The sequence below is a fragment of the Halomonas sp. genome, from assembly GCF_052095695.1.
Lineage (GTDB): Bacteria > Pseudomonadota > Gammaproteobacteria > Pseudomonadales > Halomonadaceae > Vreelandella.
In genome coordinates this window covers 22,540-49,130 of record NZ_JBQDLQ010000019.1, presented here as the reverse complement: position 1 = coordinate 49,130, position 26,591 = coordinate 22,540, and the positions used below count along the sequence as shown (strand labels likewise).

21 protein-coding genes and 1 tRNA gene are annotated in these 26,591 nt (G+C 55.6%); 8 read left to right on the top strand and 14 right to left on the bottom strand.

Translation table 11 applies throughout. The annotated features are described in order from the left end of the window. Positions 1–76: 76 nt before the first annotated feature. Both bamC and dapA read right to left on the bottom strand, forming a co-directional pair. Positions 77–1,060 carry an outer membrane protein assembly factor BamC gene (bamC, locus tag ACTH5D_RS05915; protein ID WP_096278219.1) on the bottom strand — a complete coding sequence of 328 codons (984 nt, stop codon included), beginning with the start codon at positions 1,058–1,060 and terminating at the stop codon, positions 77–79. 74 nt (positions 1,061–1,134) lie between these two features. Continuing rightward, positions 1,135–2,019 carry a 4-hydroxy-tetrahydrodipicolinate synthase gene (dapA, locus tag ACTH5D_RS05910; RefSeq protein WP_096278217.1) on the bottom strand — a complete coding sequence of 295 codons (885 nt, stop codon included), beginning with the start codon at positions 2,017–2,019 and terminating at the stop codon, positions 1,135–1,137. Between the two features lie 292 nt (positions 2,020–2,311). On the opposite strand from dapA, the gene ACTH5D_RS05905 reads away from it, so the two are divergent. After that, positions 2,312–2,788 carry a peroxiredoxin gene (locus ACTH5D_RS05905; RefSeq protein WP_096278215.1) on the top strand — a complete coding sequence of 159 codons (477 nt, stop codon included), beginning with the start codon at positions 2,312–2,314 and terminating at the stop codon, positions 2,786–2,788. 75 nt (positions 2,789–2,863) lie between these two features. On the opposite strand, the gene ACTH5D_RS05900 is transcribed toward ACTH5D_RS05905, so the two are convergent. Together ACTH5D_RS05900 and ACTH5D_RS05895 are read right to left on the bottom strand one after the other, a co-directional pair. Continuing rightward, positions 2,864–3,991: an AI-2E family transporter gene (locus tag ACTH5D_RS05900; protein WP_096278213.1), complete on the bottom strand. Its 1,128-nt coding sequence runs from the start codon at positions 3,989–3,991 to the stop codon at positions 2,864–2,866. Further along, positions 3,988–4,266, bottom strand: a complete 279-nt coding sequence (locus ACTH5D_RS05895; protein WP_096278211.1) for a sulfurtransferase TusA family protein — start codon at positions 4,264–4,266, stop codon at positions 3,988–3,990. Before ACTH5D_RS05895 ends, ACTH5D_RS05900 begins: the two co-directional genes overlap by 4 nt. A gap of 187 nt (positions 4,267–4,453) precedes the next feature. Between ACTH5D_RS05895 and ACTH5D_RS05890 the strand changes: the two genes are divergently transcribed. After that, a complete protein-coding gene (locus ACTH5D_RS05890; RefSeq protein ID WP_096278209.1) occupies positions 4,454–5,917 on the top strand; it encodes a M48 family metalloprotease in 1,464 nt (487 codons plus the stop codon). Between the two features lie 83 nt (positions 5,918–6,000). Here the strand turns inward: ACTH5D_RS05890 and nadA are convergent, their stop codons facing one another. From nadA to ACTH5D_RS05860, 6 genes are all read right to left on the bottom strand, one after another. Continuing rightward, positions 6,001–7,029, bottom strand: coding sequence for a quinolinate synthase NadA (gene nadA / locus ACTH5D_RS05885; RefSeq protein WP_096278207.1), 1,029 nt, complete (start codon positions 7,027–7,029; stop codon positions 6,001–6,003). Positions 7,030–7,204: 175 nt separating this feature from the next. After that, positions 7,205–7,280, bottom strand: a tRNA-Lys gene (locus tag ACTH5D_RS05880). Between the two features lie 178 nt (positions 7,281–7,458). Further along, complete coding sequence (gene rluB, locus ACTH5D_RS05875; RefSeq protein ID WP_096282289.1) at positions 7,459–8,328, bottom strand: 23S rRNA pseudouridine(2605) synthase RluB; 870 nt, start codon at positions 8,326–8,328, stop codon at positions 7,459–7,461. Then, entirely contained in the window at positions 8,315–9,130 is an 816-nt protein-coding gene (gene scpB / locus ACTH5D_RS05870) for an SMC-Scp complex subunit ScpB (protein WP_096278205.1), read from the bottom strand. The genes rluB and scpB overlap by 14 nt, the downstream gene beginning before the upstream one ends. Further along, positions 9,127–10,083, bottom strand: coding sequence for a segregation and condensation protein A (locus ACTH5D_RS05865; protein WP_096278203.1), 957 nt, complete (start codon positions 10,081–10,083; stop codon positions 9,127–9,129). The genes scpB and ACTH5D_RS05865 overlap by 4 nt, the downstream gene beginning before the upstream one ends. A 99-nt stretch (positions 10,084–10,182) precedes the next feature. Next, complete coding sequence (locus ACTH5D_RS05860; protein WP_226938622.1) at positions 10,183–11,928, bottom strand: DEAD/DEAH box helicase; 1,746 nt, start codon at positions 11,926–11,928, stop codon at positions 10,183–10,185. Between the two features lie 152 nt (positions 11,929–12,080). On the opposite strand from ACTH5D_RS05860, the gene ACTH5D_RS05855 reads away from it, so the two are divergent. Continuing rightward, the gene (locus ACTH5D_RS05855) at positions 12,081–12,320 is read left to right on the top strand and encodes a hypothetical protein (protein WP_096278198.1); all 240 of its coding nucleotides are present in this window, start codon (positions 12,081–12,083) and stop codon (positions 12,318–12,320) included. 157 nt (positions 12,321–12,477) lie between these two features. On the opposite strand, the gene purL is transcribed toward ACTH5D_RS05855, so the two are convergent. After that, positions 12,478–16,428, bottom strand: coding sequence for a phosphoribosylformylglycinamidine synthase (gene purL / locus ACTH5D_RS05850; protein ID WP_096278196.1), 3,951 nt, complete (start codon positions 16,426–16,428; stop codon positions 12,478–12,480). A 251-nt stretch (positions 16,429–16,679) separates the two neighbouring features. Here purL and mltF point away from each other — a divergent pair, with 251 nt between their 5' ends. Continuing rightward, the gene (gene mltF, locus ACTH5D_RS05845) at positions 16,680–18,143 is read left to right on the top strand and encodes a membrane-bound lytic murein transglycosylase MltF (protein WP_096278194.1); all 1,464 of its coding nucleotides are present in this window, start codon (positions 16,680–16,682) and stop codon (positions 18,141–18,143) included. Between the two features lie 25 nt (positions 18,144–18,168). On the opposite strand, the gene tadA is transcribed toward mltF, so the two are convergent. Further along, positions 18,169–18,636: a tRNA adenosine(34) deaminase TadA gene (gene tadA, locus ACTH5D_RS05840; protein WP_096282288.1), complete on the bottom strand. Its 468-nt coding sequence runs from the start codon at positions 18,634–18,636 to the stop codon at positions 18,169–18,171. Between the two features lie 129 nt (positions 18,637–18,765). Here tadA and ACTH5D_RS05835 point away from each other — a divergent pair, with 129 nt between their 5' ends. Beyond that, on the top strand, positions 18,766–19,584 hold the full coding sequence (locus tag ACTH5D_RS05835; RefSeq protein ID WP_096278192.1) for an acyl-CoA thioesterase: 819 nt from the start codon (positions 18,766–18,768) through the stop codon (positions 19,582–19,584). A gap of 76 nt (positions 19,585–19,660) precedes the next feature. On the opposite strand, the gene ACTH5D_RS05830 is transcribed toward ACTH5D_RS05835, so the two are convergent. Both ACTH5D_RS05830 and rpmE read right to left on the bottom strand, forming a co-directional pair. Continuing rightward, positions 19,661–20,932 (bottom strand): malic enzyme-like NAD(P)-binding protein, encoded by a 1,272-nt coding sequence (locus tag ACTH5D_RS05830; RefSeq protein WP_096282287.1) that lies wholly within the window; start codon positions 20,930–20,932, stop codon positions 19,661–19,663. Positions 20,933–21,242: 310 nt separating this feature from the next. Continuing rightward, entirely contained in the window at positions 21,243–21,458 is a 216-nt protein-coding gene (gene rpmE, locus ACTH5D_RS05825) for a 50S ribosomal protein L31 (RefSeq protein WP_096282286.1), read from the bottom strand. Positions 21,459–21,714: 256 nt separating this feature from the next. Between rpmE and ACTH5D_RS05820 the strand changes: the two genes are divergently transcribed. The 3 genes from ACTH5D_RS05820 (at position 21,715) to ACTH5D_RS05810 (ending at position 26,574) form a co-directional block, all read left to right on the top strand. Continuing rightward, entirely contained in the window at positions 21,715–23,937 is a 2,223-nt protein-coding gene (locus ACTH5D_RS05820; protein WP_096282285.1) for a primosomal protein N', read from the top strand. Positions 23,938–24,150: 213 nt separating this feature from the next. Continuing rightward, positions 24,151–25,836: an arginine--tRNA ligase gene (gene argS / locus ACTH5D_RS05815; protein WP_096278190.1), complete on the top strand. Its 1,686-nt coding sequence runs from the start codon at positions 24,151–24,153 to the stop codon at positions 25,834–25,836. 3 nt (positions 25,837–25,839) lie between these two features. Further along, a complete protein-coding gene (locus ACTH5D_RS05810; RefSeq protein ID WP_096278188.1) occupies positions 25,840–26,574 on the top strand; it encodes an SPOR domain-containing protein in 735 nt (244 codons plus the stop codon). Positions 26,575–26,591 lie beyond the last annotated feature (17 nt).

Sequence of the window (26,591 nt, the reverse complement as noted above, 5' to 3'; positions counted from 1 at the left end):
ACAGATTTCGCCTTACCGGCGTAGAGTTCTTGGCGCTTTTCCATGGGGGCTCCGAAAGGGGTCAAGGGTAGTCAAATTAACGTAAATAGCCGGAAACACGCTCAAGCAGCTCGCGCTGATCATCGGCACTGAATGCACGTTCGCTGGCGTTGACAGCTCGCAGAACGGTCTGGTCGCCATTAGATTGCAGCGCCAGGCGAATTTCTTGAGGTGTCTTGCGAACATCGCGGCTGAAGACAATTTGTAACGGGTTACGATCACTCTCGGTTTTGGTCATATATTCGACCAGGAATGCGTGCCCATCGGGGTCAGCGGCGAGCAAATCACGCTGGCCTTCCTGGGCAAAATCCAACTCGAGATAATGATTTAACTCAGCCCAAACGCGGTCTATCGACTGTGGAATAACGACTTCCCACTCGTCGCCCTGCTGGCGGATTTGTAACGTTTGCTCATCGGTAAGACGCTGAGCCGTCCACGAAGAAGACACGCTTGCAGATGCGCTGCGCGAACTTAAATGGCTTTCCAATGCATCCAAGCAGCTCGTCATGGTTTGCCCGCCACGCTCACAGCGCACCTCACTGCTACCGGCGCGCAGTGCGCTTTGTAACCGTATGTCCGCTTGGGAGGTAACAATAATACCCTGCGAGGCACTGCTGTCCTGCACGGCCAGTTGGCGGCTACGCACAAACTCTTCGAGCTGCGGCCACACGGTACCTGTATCAGCCGCGACCACTAGCCAGACCTGATCACCCACTTCGCGGCGCTCAACATACTCAGGCTCTAGCCCACTGCCAATCGCCAAGGACTGCGGGGGACGAATATCGGCGGCTTCATCAAGCCGTGTACCTTGGGAAGCGGCTTGAGGCACCGGCAGTGCATCGCGGTAGCGCTGGGTATTACGGGTCTCTGGCAATACCAACGGCGGTGCCGAAGTGGCATCGGTATAGTCCAGGTTGCGGTCATCGTAAAAACCATCCCGCGCGCAGCCTGTTAGTGTAACGGCCGTTGCAAGAGCCAGCGGTATCCATTTAAGCGCACGTTTTTCAAGCACAGAGCTCATCAAGCCACCTTAAGTCAACAAATCAGGTATCCAGCGCAGCATGAGCGCGCTGGATAAAAAGGTATCGCGTCAGATTACTCCTCCACCACACCCGCGAGCTGAAGCGCTTCACTAACCGTGGCGTGATATTTTTCTGACAACCAAGTCATCGGCAACCGAATGCCCGCATCGGCATAGCCCATGCGATTCAATGCCCATTTCACCGGAATAGGATTGGACTCTATCCCTAAATTGGTATGCAGCGGCATCAGCAGCGTATTAATTTGATGCGCTTTATCGGCATCACCAGCGACAGCTGCCGCGCAAAGATCATGCATGGCTTGGGGCGCAACGTTGGCCGTCACAGAAATATCGCCATGCCCACCCATCAGCATAAAGTCACAGGCGGTCGCATCGTCACCGGAGTAGAGCATAAAGCCAGTACCCTTGAGACGAGTGATTAGATCTTCCGCACGCTCGAGGTTCCCCGTGGCGTCCTTTAAACCAATAATATTATCCACTTCGGCCAAGCGTAAGACCGTTTCATTGTAAAGATCGGAGCAGGTGCGGCTCGGCACGTTATATAGGATCACCGGCAGTTTGCTGCCCTCGGCGACCGCTTTAAAATGCTGATAAAGGCCTTCTTGGGTAGGCTTATTGTAGTAAGGACAGACAGATAAGCAGTAGTCGGCCCCGACTTCACCGGCGTAGCGCGCCAGCTCAACGGCCTCAGACGTTGCGTTGGCCCCAGTTCCTGCAATCACAGGAATACGGCCATTCACTTCTTCCACGACGGTGCGAATCACGTCAAAGTGCTCCGCAAACGACATGGTCGTCGGTTCGCCTGTCGTGCCAGCAGCAACAATGGCATCAGTGCCATTCTCGAGATGGAAATTCACCAGACGACGAAGCGCCTCCCAGTCGATGTCGCCATTGACTTTCATTGGCGTCGCCAGGGCGACGATGCTGCCTGTGATCATCCGTTTATTCCTCACCAGCCAAGAATTGTGTTATCACCTGTCGACATATGTACCGAACTATATTTTTTTCGACAACAAATGTTTTTTCGACAACAAGCGCTATGCAGAGCCTCTGTATCAGGCAACCGCATCGCACAGAGATGCAAATGGTACTCAGGCGACTCAAGCCTGTACAGCGCAAAACTGCGTGATTTTTCCGCTCACCTAGTTTGAGCTTTGACAACGCCCCTTGGCTTACGTGTAATCACACTCAATAATCGATCTTAACACCCATACTGAAAAAGGACGCATTATGCCTATTGAAGTCGGCCAACCCGTTGCAGATTTCGCCGCCACCGCTACCGGTGACACTGCCGTGACGCTGTCGGCACTGCGCGGCAAAAACGTCATCGTTTACTTCTACCCGAAAGCCAGTACGCCCGGCTGCACCACAGAGGGCGGAGACTTCCGTGACCGAAAACCGGCGTTCGATGCTGCCAACACGGTTATTCTCGGGGTTTCTCGCGATAGTCTGCGTGCTCAGGAAAACTTCAAAGCTAAGCAGGATTTTAATTTTGACCTTATCTCTGACCAAGATGAAATCGTTTGTACGCTTTTTGACGTTATCAAGCTAAAGAAAATGTACGGCAAAGAGCATCTAGGTATTGAACGCAGCACCTTCTTAATCGACAAAGACGGCAAGCTCGCCAACGAGTGGCGCGGTGTTAAAGTAACGGGTCACGTCGACGAGGTGCTGGCCGCGGCCGAAGCGCTCAACGCGGCCCACTAATTCGTAAAATCTGCTTGCCCCCGCGCGTTGATTACTTGAACCACCGCGCGGGCGTAACAGGCAGTGCTACTTATCCTATTGGGCCGGGGCTTCAGGCCTATCGTCCTGCGGCCTACGATCTTGCAAAACAATAGACTGATCACGCCCTTGTATGCTGCGCGGCCAGGCGTAGACCAGCGCTTTAAGCAGTGTCGCCAGGGGGATCGCAAAGAAAACGCCCCAGAAGCCCCAAATGCCGCCAAAAAACAGCACCGCTACGATGATCGAAACGGGGTGAATATTATTCGTTTCAGAGAATAGAATCGGTGCTAGCACATTGCCATCCAGCGCTTGAATAACGCCATAAGCCAACATCACATACATGAACTCCTCACTAAAGCCGAAGTTAAACCCCGCGACCGCCGCAACGGGTAACGTAGCCACAGCCGCGCCTATATAAGGCACCAGCACTGAAAACCCGACCAGCACAGCGAGCAGCGCCGTATACGGCACTCCAAGGAGTGTGAAGACAAAGAACGTCACCGTACCGACAATAATAATTTCGATAAACTTGCCGCGAATGTAGTTGGCAATTTGATTATCCATCTCACGCCATATACGCGACAGCAGCGTGCGCTTCTGCGGCAGTAGCGAAAGCATAAAGCCTACCAATACTTTGCTGTCTTTCAGCATAAAGAAAACCAAAATCGGCACCAGCACTAGGTAAATAATCAGCGACATAATATTACCCAGCGAAGCCAACGATAGCGTTAAGGCACGCTGGCCCAGTTGGCTAATCTCACGACTTGCCACGCCTATCCAGTTCTGCATAAGATCCGGCGTGATAATATTCGGGTAGCGCGCCTGTAGCTCATCCAGCCAGCCCTGGCCACTCGCGAACATTCGCGGCGTCTCTTGCACCAGTCCCACCAGCTGATTCCAGATCAGCGGCATCAAAATAAACGCCAGCGTCAGCAATACGCTGATAAACGCTAAAAAAATCATTATTACCGCGAGCAGGTGCGGGACGCCTCGGCGAGTAAGCGCACTCACCACACCTTGCAGTAAAAATGCGACGACTAAAGCCGTAAAAAACGGCGCCAGCATGCGTCCAAACCAGATAATCGCAGCAAAGCCTGCGACTAAAACCACCAGTAGAATGAGCGCCTCCTCATCTGAGAAGTAGCGCTCAACCCAGCTTTTTAGAATCGTGCGCAGAGTCATCGGTGCGCGTCTCCCGCTTTACGTATCCAGTAAACATAAACATCGTCACGCTGCTCTCGCCCTTCCAGCGTGTGCGCGCTCTGCTCGGTGAATGATGCCATATCGCGCCACGAGCCGGCGTCGGTTGAACGCACCTCAAGCAGCTTACCTGCTGACAGGCCGGCCAAAGCCTGCTTGGCCTTTAGTAAAGGCAGCGGGCAGTGTAGACCACTAGCGTCTAGCACCATGTCGGGCTCAAAGCCCCCCGTTGATTCAGGCCGTTCTTGCTTAGACATAGCCCCTCCTTTAAAAGAACCTGCATATTCACAGCATTGTTGCATAGACTGTTGTGTAGACTGCTGCATAAACTGTTTATTTAGCGGCTGATCTCATAGGCTATCGATTTAACGGCACTCCCCCGCCTTTATCAATGTCATAGCTCTAATCACACCACTGCGCTTAACCACTACCGATGAGGATGCCATGCCGCCCCTTCGTACCGCTTACCCAGGTTGGATATGTGCGTTCGCTTGCGCCTGCGGCAGCTTACTGTTTAGCCCTCAAAGCGCAGCTATCAACGACTACGGCCTGCCAAGCCTAGGCGCAGCGTCTACATCGGTGAGCAATGAAGAGTATCGCCTGGGACGCGCCTGGCTGCGCCAGTTTCGTGCCCAAGCCCCCCAGTGGCAAGACCCTATTACCAATGATTATTTACAAAGCCTCATTGCCCGCCTAGCCCCGCATAGCCAAATTAACGGGCTGCGCACGATCACTGTCATGGTTGATAACGGCTCTCTTAATGCCTTTGCCGTACCCGGCGGCGTGGTGGGCATTAATTCGGGACTCTTCGCATTCGCGGAGGATGAGGGCGCCTTTGCCTCGGTGCTAGCCCATGAACTGGGCCACCTTTCGCAACGCCACTATGCTCGGGGCAGCGCTCGCGCGTCGCAGACTCAACTGCCTGCCATGGCCGCCATGCTGGCGGGCATGCTCATCGCCGCGAGTGGCGGCGGCGATGTTGGTATGGCCGCCGCCATGGGCTCTCAAGCGGCGCTCATTCAAGATCAGCTAAGCTACTCGCGCTTGTTTGAACAAGAAGCCGACAACATCGGCTTACAGGCGATGGCTAGCGCCGGCTACGACCCAGAAGCCATGGTGCGCATGTTTAGAGCCATGCAGCGCATGTCTCGCCTGCAGGGTGACACGCCGCCCGAATTTTTACTGACTCACCCCGTCTCAGACAGCCGATTAAGCGCCGCCCAAGCCCGTGCAGCTCAGCTGAATATTGCCGACGCTTACACAAGCAATACGCTCTACGACATGATACGCGCCCGTGCGCTGCTGAGCATCTATGCCAACACGCCTCAGCGTGCAGCCACACGCCTTGCCCAGGAAGGCGGCGAACAAGCTGCTCAGGACTACTTAGCCGCGCTGATCGCCGCACGTAACGGCCAGAACGACAACGCTCTAGCGCAGCTGGATAAGCTTGCTAGCGAGCACCCCGATTTTGCCATGCTGCCCGCCTCTGCCGCGACCGTCGCGCTAGAAGCTGGCCGCTACGATGATGCCATTCAGCGTAGTCAGCGATTGCTGCGCTTTATGCCCAGCTACCTCCCGGCTCAGCTGATATTGGCTGAAGCACAGCTGCAACGTGACCCTCAGGCGGCCTATCAATTACTTAACGACATTACGGCTCAGAACCCCGAAGACCCACAGGGTTTTAACCTGCTCGCCGAAGCTGCGGGCCGAAGCGGACACAACAGCTGGGGGCATTTAGCCCGCGCAGAGTATCTCCAGCTGACCGGCAGTGTAGACCGCGGCATTCGACAGCTTTCCATCGCCAAAGATGCCGCTGAGCGTGAGTACGATGAGCGAGCACTGGCGCGCATTGAGCAGCGCCGTGAAGACTTCATTGAATATCGCGAGGCACTTGAGGATTTTAATTAAAGCGTCTCGATGTGAACGAAAAGCGCCCGCGCTGCTACCAGCACGGGCGCTCAAGCTAAGACATTCAAGCTAAGACACTCAAACTAAGCATTGAAGTTCAGCATTCGCTCAAGAGGCTTTAACGCTTTTAGCCGCAGCGGCTCATCCACTTGAATCTCTCCGGCGCCTTCTCGCAACGCATCCGACAAATTCTCTAAAGCATTCATCGCCATCCAAGGGCAGTGCGCACAGCTGCGACAGGTCGCGCCATTACCGGCCGTCGGCGCCTCAAACAGCATTTTATGCGGCACCGCCTGCTGCATCTTGAAAAAAATGCCTCTGTCGGTTGCCACGATCAACCTCTCGTTAGGCAGCTCTCTGGCCGCCTTGATTAGCTGAGACGTGGAGCCTGCTACGTCGGCAAGCCTCACCACCGGCTCTGGGGACTCGGGATGCACCAGCACCGCTGCATCCGGATATATGCGTTTAAGATCCTCAATGCCTTTGGCCTTAAACTCTTCATGAACGATGCAAGCACCGTCCCACATCAGCATATCCGCGCCGGTCTTGTTTTGAATATAGCCGCCCAGGTGTTTATCGGGCGCCCACAGGATCTTCTCGCCCCGAGCCTGCAGATGCTCAATGACCTCTACCGCAATCGAAGAAGTCACCACCCAGTCTGCTCGCGCCTTAACCGCAGCCGACGTATTGGCATAGACCACTACAGTACGATCAGGATGTGTATCACAGAAAGCTCTGAACTCATCAGCCGGGCAACCAATATCCAGTGAACAGGTCGCCTCTAAGGTCGGCATTAAAACGCGCTTTTCAGGCGAAAGTATTTTGGCGGTTTCACCCATAAAGCGGACACCGGCGACAACAAGCGTTGTTGCGGGGTGGCGGGCACCAAAGCGGGCCATCTCTAATGAATCAGCGACACAGCCGCCGGTCTCTTCTGCAAGCTGCTGTATCGCATCATCGGTGTAATAGTGAGCGACCAAAACGGCATTATGGGTTTTCAGTAGTCGCTTAATATCCTCAACCCGAGTCTGATCTTCCTCGGGAATACGGGTCGGACAATAAGCAAGGGGCAAAGGCGCTTCACGCTCGGCCTGCAAAGTCATCATAGTCATTGTGTCTACCGCTGTGACGAATAGAGCTTTGGAAAAAATTAATCCGTTTTTAAAAAGCTATCTTAGGTCATTTTGGGAGAAAAATATTGCAAGCTGCAAACAACAGCCCTTCATCAAGGTTTTCTGCTGACATAGCAAAACGCCCCTGACAGGTAGCTGCCAGGGGCGTTGAATTTGGTGGGTCGTGTAGGATTCGAACCTACGACCAATTGATTAAAAGTCAACTGCTCTACCAACTGAGCTAACGACCCGCCTGAACGGATGCATATACTACGCAAGCAACCTTTCGATAGCAAGCGCTTTTTACCTTTGCGCTACATAAATGAAGCCCTTACACGCATTACATAGCACTTTGGTAGGCGGTCACTTTCTGCCTACACGTGCAGTATTTACGCTTTGGGCACGCATCGTATACGCTCTTTTTCTTGCTCAGCGGCTCTTAGGCTTACGCATTGTTTGTACTGGTTTGCGCTTATGCTTATCGCGATTCCAGCGATTCTTCTCGTCCGGCGTTAACACGGGTACTTTACGGGTTTCCAAACCGGCTAAGGTGGATAAGTCATCTACCTCACCCTGAGTAAGCTCAATCCATTCGCCGGCTTTGGCGCGCTTATCAATAAAAATGTTGCCATAGCGCACACGCTTCAGACGGCTAACCGTCAGCGCCTGGGACTCCCACAAACGACGCACTTCGCGGTTACGCCCCTCAAGAATGACGACGTGGAACCAAGTATTGATCCCCTCACCGCCAAACTCTTGTATATCGGTAAAGCGAGCGGGACCATCTTCCAACATGACACCATCGGCCATCGCCAAGATATGCTCGCGCTTCACCTCACCCATCACGCGGACCGCATATTCGCGCTCTACCTGGGTGGAGGGATGCATCAGCCGGTTGGCTAGTTCGCCATCCGTCGTAAAGAGCAGTAAACCGCTGGTGTTGATATCCAAGCGACCAACCGCTACCCAACGCTCGCCTTTTAAGCGCGGCAAGCGGTCAAATACGGTACGTCGACCCTCAGGGTCTTTGCGAGTGCACAGCTCACCTTCCGGCTTGTTATACATGATCACTCGACGCGGCACTTCCTCTTCCGAGCGCAGCGTTACCGGTCGATCGTCAAAACTGACACTATTTCGCGCTTCAACGCGATCACCCAGCTTAGCCACCTTGCCATTCACTTTAACGCGGCCATCGGAAATCGCCGTTTCCATTTCACGCCGCGAGCCAAGGCCTGCGCGGGCTAAAACTTTTTGCAGCTTTTCGCCAGCTGGGGGCGTCGTCGTATCATTCTGACTCATGGTCATCTGACCTCACATCGTTAGTCTGCGTGCGCGCGCTATCATCGTCGTTAACGCGTTGCGCACGTGCCGCTAGCCGGGCTTCAAGATCGGCAAAGCTCAGCGGCTGGGTTAACGCCGTCTCGGCGTGCGTATCGGCTATTTCAGCCTTGGTGATCTCAGCAGTGGCTATCTCATCCACTTTGGGTGGCGCATCCTGCACCGTTTTAAGCGTTTCGTCTAGCCCTGCAGGAGCGACGTCAGAAGACTTTTCAGGCAGCTCGCTATCATCCCAATTAGCCAGAGTGTGCATCGGTGGCAAGGCATCGAGTGTTTTCAAACCAAAATCATCTAAAAAGCTGCGTGTGGTGGCGTAAACAGCCGGTCGCCCTGGCACGTCTCTGTGGCCAACCACTCGAATCCAACCCCGCTCCATCAAGGTCCGCATGATAGAGCTGCTCACGCTGACCCCGCGGATCTCTTCAATATCGCCTCGGGTGACCGGCTGACGATAAGCAATCAACGCCAGCGTTTCCAGCAAGGCACGTGAATAACGCTGAGGGCGCTCATCCCAAAGTCGCGACACCCACTGCGACAGGCGTGGACGAATACGCAGCTGATAACCCGAAACCGTTTCTAACAACTCCAGTGCACCTTGCGAATGGCGCTGTTGAAGCCGTTCGAGCACTTGACGAAACTCGCGCGGAGATGGGCATTCGCCGCTAACAAAAAGTGTTTGTAAACGTTCTAGCGGTAACGGCTCGCCAGCGGCTAAAAGCGCCGCTTCTACTATCTCGTCTAGCCCGGTGGGCGCGTTATTCATGGTGGCTCCTCGTCAGATTCAAAGGCAGACTCTGAATAGACGCTGTCTTCTATCGCTATATCGCCCTCTTCAAAGGCACTCTCCTCGCCATCAGCCAGGGCGGCAAGCCGAGCACGCACATGAATCGGCGAAAGTGGCGCATTCTGAACAATTTCAATCATGGCTTCTTTGGCTAGCTCCAAAATCGCCATAAAGGTCACCACCACGCCGGGGCGCCCTTCTTCCAGGGCAAATAGCGCTTCAAAAGGGGTATAGCGCTGGCTGGCGGCATCTTGGCTTAGCTGCGCCATAATCTTCAGCATTCGCTCGCGAGTAGACAATACCTCACGGCTAATCTGATGAGCCTGAACTAGCTCGGCACGCTTAAGGATATCGGACAGAGCACTTAGCAACTCGTCCAACTCGACCTCAGGATGAATCACGCGGGCTTCAAGCGGCGGGAGTCCAGCCTGCACGCTGAACCAATCGCGGCCCATACGCGGCAACGTATCTAGCGTTTCTGCTGCCTCTTTGAGGCGCTCATACTCCTGCAGGCGACGGATGAGTTCCGCGCGCGGATCTTCTTCGTCGTCACCTTCAGCCTTGGGCGGGCGCGGCAGAAGCGTACGCGATTTAATCTCAGCCAGCATGGCGGCCATCAATAGATACTCACCGGCCAGCTCAATCTCCATGGCCTTCATCAGCTCAACGTACTCAATGTACTGGTGGGTGATGGTCGCCACATTGATGGTCAGAATATCGAGGTTCTGACGCCGAATGAGATAGAGCAGTAAATCTAGTGGGCCTTCAAAGGTCTCTAAAAAGACCCGTAACGCTTCAGGAGGAATATACAGATCTTCTGGCAGCTGGGTGATCTGCTCATCAAACAGGCGCCCAAGCGAGGGCTCCGCTGGCTCAATAGGCGGTGCATCAAGCTTGTTTAGATCGTCAGGTGCACTTGGCGTCTCGCTCACGCGGGTCGGGTCTCTTGAAAAAGGGGTATTAGTATCAATGCACAGTTTAGCAAAGTTGGCAGCATTCGCGTCGCTCTATTAGAGGTAAAGGCAAGCGTATTAGTCCGCATCGCTCGCTTTGCGATAACGACCGGCATAGTCAAACAGCTTCTCGCGCACCTGGAAATGGCGACCAACTTTGCGCCCGACGACAAAATCAGGATGGCGTAAGCGGTGCTTCTCAGTGACGACCTCATCAGCACTCACAGGCTGCCATTGATTGCCCGGCGCACGCAGGTGGTAGCGCAAAAATGCGGCATAAAAAGCACGTCGTTGCGCAGCCGTTTCCAACGCAAACCATTCGGCCAAATGGGCGCCATCCTCATCGTGATAGGTAACTTTTAAGCGCGGCAAGCCACGGCCGTTAGCCGTCGACTCCAACTGCATGCCGCTCACCCGCAGCACCATGGCATCTTTCAGCTTTAGAGCATCTTTGAGTTTATCATCGGCATCCACCAAGAGTCTTTCACAGCCGTGGCAGCGACGGGCAGCGATGTCATTTTCAGCACCGCACTCATCACAGACCTTAAAACGAAAACGAAATTCGCACTGGTGGCGCCCCCCCTCAGGATTATCAATAAGCCCTTGGCAGCGGCGGCCAAAGTGCTCAATAACCACCTTGCCATCACGCTTACCCCAATATAGATTGGCATGACCACAGGCCGGGCACTCTACTTGAACAGGCTCGCTGTCACTATCTGGTTTCGCCTCCCCCACCTCAGGAGCGAAAACATCCCAGGGGTTGCCAGCGTAATCCAGAATCAGGCAATCTACTTTGTCCGGCGACAAACGCAACCCCCTGCCCACCATCTGCTGATAGAGGCTAACCGATTCGGTCGGCCGCAAAATGGCGATCAGATCGACATGAGGCGCATCGAAACCCGTGGTGAGAACGGCCACGTTAACCAGGTATTTTAGCTCACGCGCTTTGAACGCATTGATTCGCGCAGCCCGGTCTTGAGAATGCGTGGAACCAGTGATCAGCGCAGCCTCTAAGCGAGGCAAATAGCCCATAATTTCTTCAGCGTGCGCCACTGTCGCTGCAAATATCATCACCCCTTGGCGGTCATGGGCGCGTTGAATCACTTCGTTAATAATACCGGGCGTGGCACGGCTGCCGGCAACGACCCTATTGAGGGCTTCTTCAGGAAAAATCCCGCTTGCTGACGGGCTGAGGGCTGAAAAATCGTACCCTTCCACCGCCATATCCAGGCGCTTAGGCGCAGCAAGATAGCCTTGTTTTACCATCAGACGAAGCGGCTGCTCAAAGACGCAGTCGCGAAAAAAACTGTCCTCACTGCCGCGCACCATGCCGTGATGATGACGATAATAGATAAACCCCTGCCCCAACCGATACGGCGTGGCGGTTAGACCAAGGATTTTAAGCTCGGCGTTGTGCTGACGCAGATGTTCAATTACCTGACGGTAGCTTGCATCCTCGTTGAGCGATACGCGATGGCTTTCGTCAATGACCAGCAGCGTAAAATTAGCGTCGCTAAAGCGCTCCAAGTTGCGCACCACCGACTGTACCGATCCAAACACCACCTGCCGATCAGCCTCTTTGCGTTTTAATCCGGCGCTAAAAATAGCCGCTTTTAAGCCATAGGCTTGGTACTTGGCATGGTTCTGCTCGACCAGTTCACGAACATGCGCAAGCACTAGCACCCGCCCTCGCGCCAAGCGAGCAAGCTCAGCAATCACCAGCGATTTGCCGCTGCCGGTAGGCAGCACTAATAAGGCAGGATCGCTTGAGCTGCGAAAGTGCACAACCACACGCCTAACGGCCTCTCTTTGATAAGGACGCAGCTGGGGCGTTGTTGAAGAATCAGGGTTCGACAAATTAATTAGTCCGCTAGTGAACTATTCCTACTTTCGTCCCATCTTATCATTGACGATGTTTAATTCATGCTGGGCTTTGCCCGCCACTAAGCGAGCCCCTGAAAAGAAGAGATTTCTCCATGACCGCCAACCATTTCAGCCCGGAATGCCCAGAATGTAATAGCCGACTTAAACGCCTGCCAGCAACACGACGTGACCAAACCCACGTCTACTGCATGGATTGTGGGCATGATTTTGGCCGCTATGAATACATGGTAGAGCGCTATCGTAGCGAGCTTGAAACGCTTGAGGCCAAGCTTGGCCTGCCACCGGCGACAGCCGATGAAGCGCCGATAGCCGCTAACGAGCAGCGCTCTTAGCACGTTGCTGCAATTAACTATTTCTTGAACGACTATTGCTGAACAGCTTTTTAAAACATCTTTTTCAAACAGCTTGTTAATTAACGTTACGTTTAACGCATAACGGCGGCTCAAGGCCGCCGTTATGTTTGATGCTATCGGGTAGGCTACTTAAACGTTAGCCAAGCCAAACCCGTGCATTGCGGAACAAGCGCAGCCATGCGCCATCGTCTACCCATTCAGTCGGGCGCCAAGAGTTGGTGACCGCACGAGCAACGCGCTCAGGGTGCGGCATCATAATAGTCACCCGACCATCAGGCGTGGTCAGGCCGGTAATCCCCGATGGCGAGCCGTTAGGGTTAGCCGGATAACGCGTCGTCGACTGGCCGTAATTGTCGATATAGCGCAGCGCGATTTGGCTGCTCGACTGCATGCTGCGAAGGTGCGCGCTGTCACGGAACTCCGCACGCCCTTCCCCATGGGCCACGGCGATTGGAAGCTTCGAGCCCTCCATACCGGCCAGCAGAATCGAAGGGCTTTTCTCAACCCGCACCATCGAGACACGCGCTTCAAACTGCTCAGACTCATTGCGCACAAAGGTTGGCCAATTTTCGGCACCCGGAATTAACGCTTTCAGCTGCGACAGCATCTGGCAGCCGTTGCACACGCCAAGCGAGAAGCTATCGTCACGAGCAAAGAACGCCGCAAACTGCTCACGGGCACGCTCGTTAAACAGCACTGATTTTGCCCAGCCGCCCCCAGCGCCGAGAACATCGCCATAAGAGAAGCCGCCACAGGCGACAAGCCCTTTGAACTCATCAAGCGAGACCCGCCCTTCAAGGATATCGCTCATGTGCACATCCACCGCATCGAACCCTGCTTTATCAAAGGCCCAAGCCATCTCGACCTGACCATTAACGCCCTGCTCACGCAGCACGGCCATGGCGGGTTTGGCGGTATTTACAAACGGCGCGCTAATGTCATCATTGATATCAAAGGTAGGCGTAGCAGAAAGCCCCGGATCACGGCTATCGAGCAGGTTATCGAATTCATTTTTGGCGCACTCAGGATTATCCCGCAGCGCCTGCATACGATAGCTCGTTTCCGCCCAGGTGCGCTGGGTAAGCTGGCGAGTGGTTTCCAGCAGCGGCTCTTCAAACAACGTCACGCGTACCTGATCATCGTAACGAGGGCGCGCAATGACGCCGCACGTTTCGATACCGGCAACGGCAAACTGCGCCAGCACTTCTTCCGTATGCTGACGATTGACCTGGATGACTGCCCCCAGCTCTTCAGAGAACAGTGCGTTCAGCGCTTCTACCGGCTCATCGATCATCCAGTCAAGCTTGATTTCAAGGCCGGCATGCGCCGCAAACGCCATTTCTAACAGCGTAACGATCAAGCCACCGTCGCTGCGGTCGTGGTAAGCCAAGAGCTTACCGTCACGGTTGAGCCCCTGAATAACCTCGAAGAAGGCCTTAATATCTTCCGGGTCGTCGACATCGGGGCAGTCGTTGCCCACCTGGCCGTAAACCTGCGCCAAGGCAGAGCCACCCAAACGATTTTGGCCGTTGCCCAGGTCAATCAAAATCAAATCAGACTCGTCTTGATCTAAATTAATCTGCGGCGTTAGCGTCGCCAGCGCGTCCGTTACCGGTGCAAAGCCCGTCACAACCAGCGCAAGCGGCGAGGTTACGCTGCGATCTTCTGCTTCGCCCTGCTCATTCTCATGCTGCCAGGAAGTGCGCATGGACATAGAGTCTTTGCCCACCGGAATGGCAATGCCCAGCGCCGGGCACATTTCCATGCCGACCGCGTAAACGGCATCAAACAGCGCCTGATTTTCACCAGGATGGTCCGCCGCGCTCATCCAGTTAGCAGACAGCTTGATATCGCTGAGCTTAGCAATCGGCGCGGCCGCAAGGTTCGTAATTGCTTCAGCAACGGCTAAGCGGGCGCTGGCAGCGGGATTGATCAGCGCCACCGGCGGGCGCTCACCCATCGCCATCGCTTCACCCACATGGCTATCAAAGCTTGCAGTGGTGACAGCCACATCGGCCACCGGCACCTGCCATGGGCCGACCATTTGATCACGCGCCACTTGGCCGGTAATTGAGCGATCGCCAATGGTAATCAGGAAGTTTTTCGAGGCCACCGTGGGCAGGCGCAGCACGCGGTCTAACGCCTCACGCAGGTCAAGATTATCAAGCATCATGCCCGAGAGTACGGGGTCATGGCGCTCAAATTCGCGCTGCATTTTAGGCGCTTTACCGAACAGCACGCTCATCGGCAAATCAACCGGTTTGCTGTCGAAGTGGCCATCGCGCACTTCAAGATGATGCGCTTCTAATGCCTCACCAACAACCGCATAAGGGCAGCGTTCGCGCTGGCAGAGCGCATCAAAGGTGTCCAGGTCCTCTGGCGCAACCGCGAGCACGTAGCGCTCCTGCGCTTCATTACACCAAATTTCCAGCGGGCTCATACCCGGTTCGGCATTGGGCACCGCACGTAAATCAAAACGACCACCTCGATTGCCGTCTTTTACCAGTTCAGGCAGTGCATTAGAAAGCCCACCGGCGCCAACGTCATGAATAAAGCGAATCGGGTTGTGGTCGCCTAGCGCCCAGCAGCGGTCGATAACTTCCTGTGCACGTCGTTCAATCTCAGGGTTTTCGCGCTGCACAGAAGCAAAGTCCAGGTCGGCGCTGGAAACGCCTGAGGCCATGCTAGACGCAGCGCCCCCGCCCAAGCCAATCAGCATCGCAGGGCCGCCCATGACAATCAGCTTACCGCCAATGGGAATATCGCCTTTCTGCACGTGATGCGCGCGAATGTTGCCGTAGCCACCGGCCAGCATAATCGGCTTATGGAAGCCGCGCCGCTCAATGCCGCCGTCGTTCAGCGACTCTTGCTCGTAAGTACGGAAATAACCGGTCAAGTTTGGCCGACCAAACTCATTGTTAAACGCCGCCCCGCCAATGGGGCCTTCTAGCATGATATTCAGCGCCGACTGCATCCGTTCGGGCTTGCCGTAATCAAACGCCTCCCAGGGCTGCACGAACTCTGGAATCCGCAGGTTGGAAACGGTAAAGCCCGACAGACCGGCTTTAGGTTTCCCGCCGATACCGGTGGCGCCTTCGTCACGGATCTCACCGCCCGAGCCCGTTGCCGCACCGGGAAAAGGCGCAATTGCCGTTGGGTGATTGTGCGTTTCCACTTTCATCAGGATATGAATCGGTTCCTGATGAGTGGCGTACAGCGCACGCTCTTGGTCAGCGCCCGTTAGCGGCGTTGCAAAGAACCGCCCCGCTTGACTGCCTTTAATAACGGCGGCGTTGTCGCTATACGCTGAAAGGACGTTGTCTGGCGATGACGCAAACGTGTTCTTAATCATTTTGAACAGCGAGTGGCTCTGCGGCTCGCCGTCGATGACCCAGTCTGCATTAAAAATTTTGTGACGGCAGTGCTCTGAGTTAGCTTGCGCAAACATCATAAGCTCAACGTCGCTGGGATTACGCCCCAGCTCATTGAAAGCATCCACCAGGTAATCGATTTCATCGTCAGCCAGCGCCAGCCCTAACGCTTGGTTGGCCGTCGCCAGCGCTTCGCGGCCGCCGTCTAAAATATCCACACTACCCAGCGGCGCCGGGTCATGCTGGGCAAAGAGCTGGGTCGCCGCAGCAGCATCGTCCAGCACGGTTTCCGTCATGCGGTCATGCAAAAGTGCCGCAATGGCGGCCATGCTGTCCCGGTCCGGTGAAGCGGTGAAGCTTACGCGATAATCAATGCCGCGCTCGATGCGGTTGATTTGGCGCAGCCCACAGTTGTGAGCAATATCGGTCGCTTTCGAGGACCAGGGCGACTGGGTGCCCAACCGCGGCACCACTAAAAAGCGCTGGGCAGGTTCGGGAACTTCTACGCTTGAGTGAGTGCCATAGTCCAGCAGCTGCGTTAAGCGCTCAAGAGTGGCGTCATCCAGTTCGTCATGACGGTCATTCGAATGAACGTTGATAAAATGAACATAGTGGGCAGACAGCGCTTCCACCTCGGGAACACGTTCACGCAGCACCGTTAACAGCCGAGCATGACGGAAGGCAGAAAGGGCGGGCGCGCCTCGCAGTTCGAGCATATCCTGAAGCCTCTAGAGCAGGGAAATTCGAGCAGGGAAATCACCGGGCCGCCATGGCGACCGTACTAATTTGGTGCCGGAAAGTCGCAGTTGTGGCATCGAGAAACCTAGATAATGGCATCGAAAAACCCAAACTGTGTCACCGGAAAACGCCTATGATACTGGAAACCAGCCGCCACACGAAATCCACAAGGTGACAGCTTGAGCCTGGCTGGGTATCGTGGCCGCCTGTTCCATGCCGACAAGACGCCATGCTGACGTTGATTTGCCGACATTTCGTAACCCGTGCCAGCGCTTATTTTGCGTTAATCGCCATTATATTTTTGGTCATGGTTCCCACCCTGCCCAGAGTTCCCCCTGGCGAGCATTTGACGCAAATCACTGCCAAAGAATTTATTACCGCCCATACCCGTAATACCCCTACGACGTACTACGAAGGCCGCCAAGGGCCGACCGGCTTTGAGTATGAGCTGATGCACCGTTTCGCCGACTACCTAGGGGTAAGCCTTAACCTGAATGCAAGCCACCATCCGGAAAGTGTGCTACCCGCCGTGCGTGAAAACGGCGATTTAGGCGCAGCGGCACTGCCGCTATTTCCCAACACACCGGGCATTCACTACACCCGCCCGATTATTCAAATGCAGCCGTTGGTGGTTTATCGACGCGGCCTTAATGGCATTAGAGAACCCGGCGACTTAGTTGGCTTGGAGCTAGGCACGCTCAGTGAAGCGGGCACTAGCGATGCGCTACGCGATCTGCAGCGCCGCTACCCGACGCTGAGCTGGAAAGAGTCCCATGAGCTAGAGGTCGCGGAACTGCTGGCACGCGTAGAGAACGGCACGCTGGATGCCGCGGTGATTTTTGAGCACCAGTTTCGTTTAAACCGGCTGTTTTTCCCCAATGTTGAACGCGGCTTTACGCTGGGCGACCCGCTTTCTATGGCATGGGCCGTGCCGAGCGGGCGCGGGCTAGGCCTACTTGAAGCCGCTAATAGCTTCCTCCAGGGCCTGCAAGAAGATGGCACGTTAGATAGGCTGATCAGCCGCTACTTTGGTCATGACGACTATTTAGAGTATGTCGGTACGCGCACGTTTCTCGACCATTTAGATTCTCGTCTACCACAGTACACCGCACTCTTTCAGCAGGCTGCTCAGGAGACGGAATTTGACTGGAAGCTGCTGGCCGCCGTTGGCTATCAGGAATCTCACTGGGACCGCGAAGCCGTCTCGCCGACGGGCGTAAAAGGCTTAATGATGCTCACCAACCCTACCGCCAGCGAGATGGGCGTAAGTGATCGCACCGACCCGGCACAAAGTATTGATGGCGGCGCTCGCTACCTGCGCAGCATTAAAGACCGCCTGCCGGAAAGCATCACCGGCGATGACCGCCTATTTATGGCCATGGCCGCCTATAATGTGGGCCTGGGCCATTTGTATGACGCTCGAAAAATTGTCGAAATACGCGGTGGCAATCCTGATCGCTGGGACGATGTACGCGCCGCGCTGCCGCTTTTACAGCAGCGCGAATGGCACAGCCAAACGCGACACGGCTATGCCCGCGGCGGCGAACCGGTTATCTACGTGCGCAACATTCGGCGTTACTACGAAATGATTCAATATGTAGAGCGCAGCAGGCAGCAATTTTTTCAGCTAGAACAAACGGTGGCGAACGATGACCCGCTGCTACTGTTTGAGCTCGTGCCACCGCTTGATTAATCGCCGCACATTCGCTGCCCCCCTTCTATTCACTGACCCCCTTTCTTCGCGCGGCAAAAAAATGCTTCAACAGCTTTTGCGAGGCTGGCGCTAATACGCCGCCTGACACCGCAATTGAGTGGTTGAACCAAGGCTGCGCCAATAGGTTGGCCTTAGACTCCACCATGCCTGCTCGGGGCTCAGCGGCGCCATAAACCAAGCGGTTCAGGCGCGCATGAATCATGGCGCCCGCACACATCATGCAGGGCTCTAAGGTGACAAACAGCGTGCACCCTTCAAGGCGATAGTTACCCAATTGCTTGGCGGCCTCGCGCAGCGCTCGAACTTCAGCATGACCGCTAGGATCGCAGCTAGCGATAGGCGCATTGCAGCCGACGCCGATAATCTCGCCCTGCGTATCCACCACCACCGCCCCTACCGGCACTTCGCCCGCCGCGGCGGCTAGGTGCGCCTGATCAAGTGCTCGGTGCATGTAAAATTCATCGCTGCGCATAAAGCTAAACTCCGCTAAGGTAGCAAAATATTCGGATGAAAGACTTACCCACCGCAGCGGTAGTTCGCCATCATCGACAGCATCATAGTCAGTTAGCACCACATTGGAATAGCATCAAGGATACCGAGAATGACAGACGCGCTGAACAAACTGGTAGAGTTACTAGAGCTTGAGCCCCTTGAAGAAACGCTATTTCGCGGCCAGAGCCAAGACCTAGGCTTTCCGCAACTGTATGGCGGCCAAGTATTGGGACAAGCGCTAGCAGCAGCGGCGCGCACGGTGCCAGACGAGCGCCGCCCGCACTCTCAGCACGGCTATTTCCTGCGCCCCGGCGACCCTCATCGCCCGGTTGTTTACCAGGTTGACACTATTCGCGATGGCGGCAGCTTTACGACGCGGCGAGTCACCGCCATACAGAAAGGGCGGCCGATTTTTTTCTGTAGCGCCTCATTTCAAAGCGAAGAAGCTAGCTTCAGCCATCAGCGCAACATGCCAAATGTGCCGTCGCCCGAAACGCTGATTGCCAACGGCGATGCCAAGCACGACCGCTTTCCTGGTCATCCGATTGAATTTTTGCACCTACCCGGCAATCCCGACAACGCCACGCCGGCAGGACAATGTCTTTGGTTTCGTCTAGCCGGCACGCTGCCAGACGACCCGGCGCTGCATCGCCACCTGCTGTCTTATGCTTCAGACTTTAACCTGCTGACTACGAGCCTAGCGCCTCACGATATCCAATTCAAAGACCCCAAGCTTCGCATCGCCAGCCTTGACCACGCTCTATGGCTACACCAGGACACCCGTTTAGACGACTGGCTGCTTTACGTCATCGACTCGCCATGGGCGGACGGGGCTCGCGCGCTGGCACGGGGGCATATTTATAGCCGCGATGGCCGCCTAATCGCCTCCACGGCTCAAGAAGGCTTAACGCGCTACTCGCAAGACTAAATTGATGCTGTTCAGAAACACTTACGCCCGCTGCGAAGCGGGCGTAAGTGAGCAGGCAAGAGCTAGGGCGCCGGACTTAGCCGCCATAGACATCATTGATTGACGTTAGCGGGTAATGCGCAGGAAACGGCTTACGCGCCACGCCAGAATCAACTGCGGCTTGAGCGACCGCCGATGTCACTCGCGCCAACAAACGGATATCCACAGGCGTTGGGATAATGTATTCGCGACCAAAACTCATCTCAGTGAGCTCATAAGCGCTCAGCACTTCTTCTGGCACAGGCTCGCGAGCCAAGTCCTTCAATGCATGCACTGCAGCCAGCTTCATTTCTTCATTAATTCGGGTGGCACGTACATCCAACGCCCCGCGAAAGATAAACGGAAAGCCGAGTACGTTATTGACCTGATTGGGGAAATCCGAACGGCCGGTGGCCATAATCACATCTGGGCGCGCCGCACGGGCAACGTCAGGATGAATCTCGGGGTCTGGGTTGGTGCAGGCAAACACCACCGGATCAGGCGACATTTTCTTGACCTGCTCGGCAGAGAGCAGGCCTGGGCCGGAAAGACCAATAAATACGTCAGCACCGTCGATCGCATCATCAAGAGTGCGCATCTCAGTATCGCGGGCAAACTCGGCTTTATATTCGTTAATGCCTTCGCGATCAGTGTGGATAACGCCACGGCGGTCCAGCATCACCAGGTTTTCTTTCTTAGCGCCACAGGAGACGAGTAAACGCATGCAAGCAATAGCGGCAGCGCCAGCGCCCATGCACACAATTTTTACATCTTCAATGCGCTTGCCGGCAATATCCAGTGCGTTCAGCATGCCCGCTGCGGTAACAATAGCCGTACCGTGCTGGTCATCGTGAAAAACAGGAATGCTGCAACGCTCAATAAGCGCCTTCTCAATTTCAAAACACTCCGGCGCTTTTATATCTTCAAGGTTAATACCGCCCCACGTATCGGCAATGCGCGCAACGGTATCAATAAACGCCTGCGGGCTTTCCGCATCAACCTCGATGTCGACCGAGTTGATCCCAGCGAAGCACTTGAACAGCACGCCCTTGCCTTCCATCACCGGCTTACTCGCCAGCGGTCCAAGATTACCCAGACCAAGAATAGCGCTGCCGTCGGTAATGACGGCGACCAGATTCCCCTTGCCGGTATAGCGGTAAGCATTTTCCGCATCTCTAGCGATTTCAAGTACTGGCTCAGCCACGCCGGGGCTATACGCCAGCGCCAAATCTCGCGCAGTCGCGGTGGGTTTGGTCAACTCCACTGACAGCTTACCGGGAATCGGTTTAGCGTGATAATCCAAAGCAGCCTGCTTAAGTGAATCCGTCATGGTCAGCGTCCAGTTAACATAAAGTAGATAAGTCATTTGAGAATATAGAAAAAACCTATGCGTCTCAAGCGCGTCGTCAACTCAAATAAAAACGCTCGTTTAACTGAATTTTACCTTCACTTTCGTCGCTTTTCGTCGATATTTAATGACACTTATCAAAAAATGATGCGCATACAGTACGTTGCTCCAATGCTGTAGCGCAGCATTTTTGAAAATACTTTCCATAAAAACAAAACAAAAAACCCACGCCTAAGCGTGGGTTTTTTTTCACAAGCACCTTCGTGCTGGCGATGTGGCTATCCGGTATGGATTAGCCGCGCTTAACAGCAGCGCCGAAACGCTTGTTGAAGCGCTCTACGCGGCCACCAGTGGTCGCCTGCTTCTGCTTACCAGTGTAGAACGGGTGGCAGTTGGAACACACGTCCAGAGAGAAGTCCTGACCAGAGGTAGAACCGACCTGGAAGGTAGCGCCGCAAGAACAGTTGGCGGTGACCATGTTGTAATTCGGGTGAATACCTTGTCTCATCTCGAGCCTCACTAAGCTATATGCCGCCACCTGATCTTTTGCCAGGCACCGCATACGGGTTTGGAAAAATGACTAACCGGTTATTCGCTCTGTCGGTACGATATATCCTTAAAGCAAGCTTCAAGTTAACTCGTTAAGATTGAGAGCGGTCGCATATTCTAGCAAAACTAATGCCGGAGGCCAATTGCCTGATCCTGTTTCTTTACGGGCACCGTCTCACGTGCTTTCTCAAGAGCCTTCTCAAAAGCCCTTGCAAGTGCCCGGACGGATATCCGTTCAAGTGCTCAAAGTGGCGCTGCCCTCGCCGCTGCGCCGCCTATTTGACTACTTGCCTGCTAGCACTGTACCCGTCTGCGGCTGGCAGCCGGGGCTTCGAGTGCGGGTGCCTTTTGGGCGGCGCGATGTCGTCGGTGTCATCGTAGAGCTGGCTGAGCACAGCGATTTACCGTTCAGCCAGCTGCGTGCGGTTAGCGAAACGTTGGACGAAAGCCCACTGCCGGAAGACTGGCTATGGCTATGCCGGTTTGCTGCCCGCTACTATCAGCACAGCCTGGGCGACACGCTGCACCATGCCATGCCCGCTCGGCTACGTCAGGGCCACACCATGGCTGGGCGCACGCAAACACTGTGGCTAGCGAAAGGCGAAGGCACAGAAGACACGCTCAGCCGTGCGCCCAAACAAGCAGAGCTCTACGCCCTGCTGCGTCAACACCCCCACGGCTTGCCCAGCCGAGCGATCAGCGCCCACGGTTTCGGCCGCGATCAGCTGTTAGCGCTAGAAAAGAAAGAGCTGGCCATCAGCCGGGAAGTCATTCTCACCGCCCCCAGCGCGCCTACGGGCAGCCTACTGGCAACGCCCAGCCTACCGCTTAACCGTGAGCAGGCCACTGCGCTGGCGGCGCTACATGAAAAACTCGACGGCTATCATCCTTGCCTGCTGGAAGGCATCACGGGCAGCGGTAAAACGGAAGTTTATCTGCAGCTTATTGAAGCCGTCGCCGGTAAAGGCAAGCAGTCGCTAGTGCTGGTACCGGAAATTGGCTTAACGCCCCAAACGCTTGCCCGCTTTAGGAGCCGCTTTCGCGTCCCCGTGGTGGCATTGCATTCAGGTCTCACTGATCCTGAGCGCCTGGACGTATGGGAAGCCGCTGCCAGCGGCCGCGCGCTGATCATTATTGGCACCCGTTCAGCCATTTTCACCCCGCTGGCTAACCCCGGCGCAATCATTGTTGATGAAGAGCACGACGGCTCCTACAAACAGCACGACGGCTTGCGCTACCACGCCCGTGATCTTGCGGTGGCGCGCGCCCACTATCATAAAATCCCGCTGTTGATGGGCAGCGCGACGCCGTCACTAGAGAGCCTGCATCAAGCGCTTTCCGGCAGCTACCGCCATTTGCGCCTAACCCAGCGCCCGAGCCGCCATCCGCCGGCTAAGCTAGAGCTGATCGACCTACGCCATCAGCGTCGCCAAGGCGGCCTGCTCCCCGATGCCATCAAGGCAATTAAAAGCACATTAAGTGCGGGCAAACAGGTACTGATTTTTATTAATCGGCGCGGCTTCGCGCCCACGCTAGCCTGTCATGCCTGCGGTTGGATGGCCGAGTGCGGTCAGTGTGACGCCCGTATGACGCTACATCGCCAGCCCGCCTTGCTCGCCTGCCACCATTGCGATAGCCGCCGAGCGCTGCCGGACGCCTGCCCGGAATGCAGTAGCGGCGACCTGCGCGCGCTCGGCAGTGGCACTGAGCGCACCGAAGAAACGCTGCAAACGCTGCTCCCCAAAACGACGATTCATCGCATAGACCGAGATAGCACCCGGCGCAAGGATAGCTTTGAGCAGGTACTGAAAGAAATTCAGCGCGGCGAACCCTGCGTGTTAGTCGGCACCCAAATGCTCGCTAAAGGGCATCACCTGCCCCACGTCACGTTAGTGGTGGTGGTTAATGCTGACGGTGGCCTTTACGCCGCTGATTTTCGAGCCCTCGAACATAGCGCTCAGCTGCTTGAACAAGTCGCGGGGCGTGCGGGGCGTGCCGCTCATCCTGGCCGTGTATTGGTGCAAACGCTGCACCCTGACGATCCACATTTAGGCCAGCTTTCAGAGCACGGCTATGGGGCGCTGGCTCGCAATATGCTGGAAGAGCGGCGCATCGCGAAGCTTCCGCCGTTTTGTTTTATGGCACTGCTGCGTATTGAAAGCCCCAATGAACAAGCCGCATTAGCAATGGCACAGCAGGCGGCCCAGGCACTGCGCGAGTGGTTAAAACAAACAAGTGTGGCAACACGCTGCTTAGGCCCCGTGCCTGCCCCCATGGAGCGACGCCAAAATCGCTATCATTTACATGTCATGCTGACAGCCTATAAACGCAGCCAGCTGCATCCTGCCGCCAGCTGGCTGGTGCAGTGGCTGGAAGCTAATAGAGAGGCGCGCAAGGTCCGCTGGTCGATTGATATCGACCCTCAAACACTCGCGTAATGAGTACTCACAGCGTTAACAATGAGGCCTTCACCGTGACACGGCTTTGAAACTGCGGCGCAATTGCTGATAATGGCCGCTTTAGCTGCGCATCTATCGATCTCAATTACCTGTCGATCTCAAGTACCTAGCGATCTCAAGTAACTAGCGATTTCAAAAATCTAATCAGGTGCGCATTAGCACACGCCGCCATGGACGTAACTGGATACCGAAATGAAAGACACCATAGTTTCTTTGCTCGAAGGCGCAGTTACCGCGCTCAAGCACCAAGGCGTGTTGCCGAACGACCTTCAGCCCAGCATCAAAGTGGACCCCACGAAAGATAAGGCGCACGGCGATTACGCCACCAACCTAGCGCTTATGCTCGCCAAACCCGCCGGCAAAAACCCACGTGAACTGGCCAACATACTGGTCTCGGCGCTGCCTGAAAGCGACGCTATTCAAAAAACCGAGATTGCCGGCCCCGGTTTTATCAACTTTTTTGCAGCAGCTGATGCGGCTGCGCAAATTGTTGCTCAGGTGCTCGACTGCGGCGATACCTTTGGTCGCAGCCTGATCGGCAAAGGTGAAAAAGTGCAGGTGGAGTTTGTTTCCGCCAACCCCACCGGGCCTCTGCACGTCGGGCATGGGCGTGGCGCTGCGATTGGAGACTGCCTATGCCGCCTGCTAGAAGCGACCGGCTATGACGTCACTCGCGAGTTCTACTATAACGACGCAGGCGCGCAAATCGCCAACCTTGCACGCTCTGTTCAGGCACGTGCTAAAGGCTTAGGCCCAGACGATCCCAGCTGGCCGGAAGACGGCTATCGCGGTGAATATATTGCCGATGTCGCCAAGGATTATTTGGCCGGCGAAACGGTGAGCGCGGATGATCGCGAAGTGACCGCGAAAGCTGATCCAGAAGATTTAGATGCGATTCAAGCGTTCGCCGTGGCCTGGCTGCGCCGCGAACAGGATTTAGATTTAAAAGCCTTCGGCGTTGAGTTTGACGTTTATTTTCTGGAGTCTTCGCTCTATAACGATGGCAAGGTAGCCGCCACGGTTGAGAAACTGATAGCGGCGGGCCACACTTATGAAGACGACGGCGCGATGTGGCTGCGCACCACGGACTTTGGTGATGACAAAGACCGCGTGATGCGTAAACGTGACGGCGGCTATACCTACTTCCTACCCGATGTGGCCTACCACTTAGACAAGTGGCAGCGCGGCTTTAAAACTGTGATTAATGAGCAGGGTGCCGACCACCACTCCACCGTGACCCGCGTACGCGCTGGCTTACAAGCGCTAGAAGTAGGCATCCCCAAAGGCTGGCCCGACTACGTGCTTCACCAAATGGTGATGGTGACCCGTTCTGGCGTCGAGGTAAAACTCTCCAAGCGCGCTGGCAGCTACGTCACCGTGCGCGATTTGATTGATGAAGTCGGCCGCGACGCCACGCGCTTTTTCCTCGCGGCTCGCCGCGCTGATTCCCAGCTCACGTTTGATATCGACCTGGCCCGCTCGCAGTCTAACGACAACCCGGTGTATTACATTCAGTACGCCCATGCCCGGGTATGCAGCATGTTGCGTAAAGCACACGATGCTGACCAGCCATTCGATCATCCGCTAGCGCTGGCCAATTTAGCGCTATTGGATAGCGACCAGGAGAAAGCCGTTCTGAATCGTTTGGCACGCTTTCCCGAGGTCGTCGAAACCGCGGCTAAGAACCGTGAGCCGCAGCAGGTCGCGCAGTATCTGCTCGATCTGTCTGGCGATTTCCACACCTGTTATAACGCCGTCAAAGTGATGGTAGACGACGACACCTTGCGCAACACGCGCCTGGCGTTGGGTCTTGCGACCCGCCAAGTGCTGCGCAACGGTCTCGATTTAATGGGGGTTAGCGCCCCAGAGGAGATGTAACGCATGGCCACCCCCCGCAAAAAGCCTACCCGCCGAGGCGCTACCTCACAGCGCAAGTCGTCCTCAGGCGCCGGCGGCGGCTTTCGCATCCCCGGTTGGCTATGGGGCCTTGCAGGCATGGCCATCGGCTTCTTTCTTGCTCAGCACCAGCACGGCACTGCGCCGTGGCAGGAGCAGAGTGAGCCTCCTCAGGCAACCGTGCTACCAAAGCCTTCCGGTAGCGAGGAGCGCGACGCTGCACGAGCAACCGAAGGTCCAGCGGAGCCCTCAATGCCCACCTTCGAGTTTTATACGCTGCTGCCTGAAACCGAAGTTATTGCGCCTGGCGTTACGCTGCCGTCAAGCGTTGTCCGCCCCGAAGCCACGGAGCAGACCGCCGAGAGCAGCACCGCATCCGATGCAGCTGCGGGCGATGACCCCATTGCGCAAGTGATTGCCGCCAACACGCGCCCTGAGGATCAAGTGTCGGCTGCCCAGGAGAGCGCTGCCAGCAGTAGCACGCCCAGCCGCTACATGCTTCAAGCAGCCTCGTTTCGCCAGCTAAGCGATGCTGAACAGCTGCGCGGCCGACTGCGCAACCTCAGCCTGCTGGCACAAATTAGCGAAGTGCAGGCCGATGGCAACACGTGGCACCGCGTCCAGGTTGGCCCCTATGAAGATACTCGCGAGCTTAATCGCGCGCAGGATTTGATGGCGACACAAGGTATTGAGCCGCTGCTTATTCAGCTGCAAAACTGATAAACCCACCCCCGATG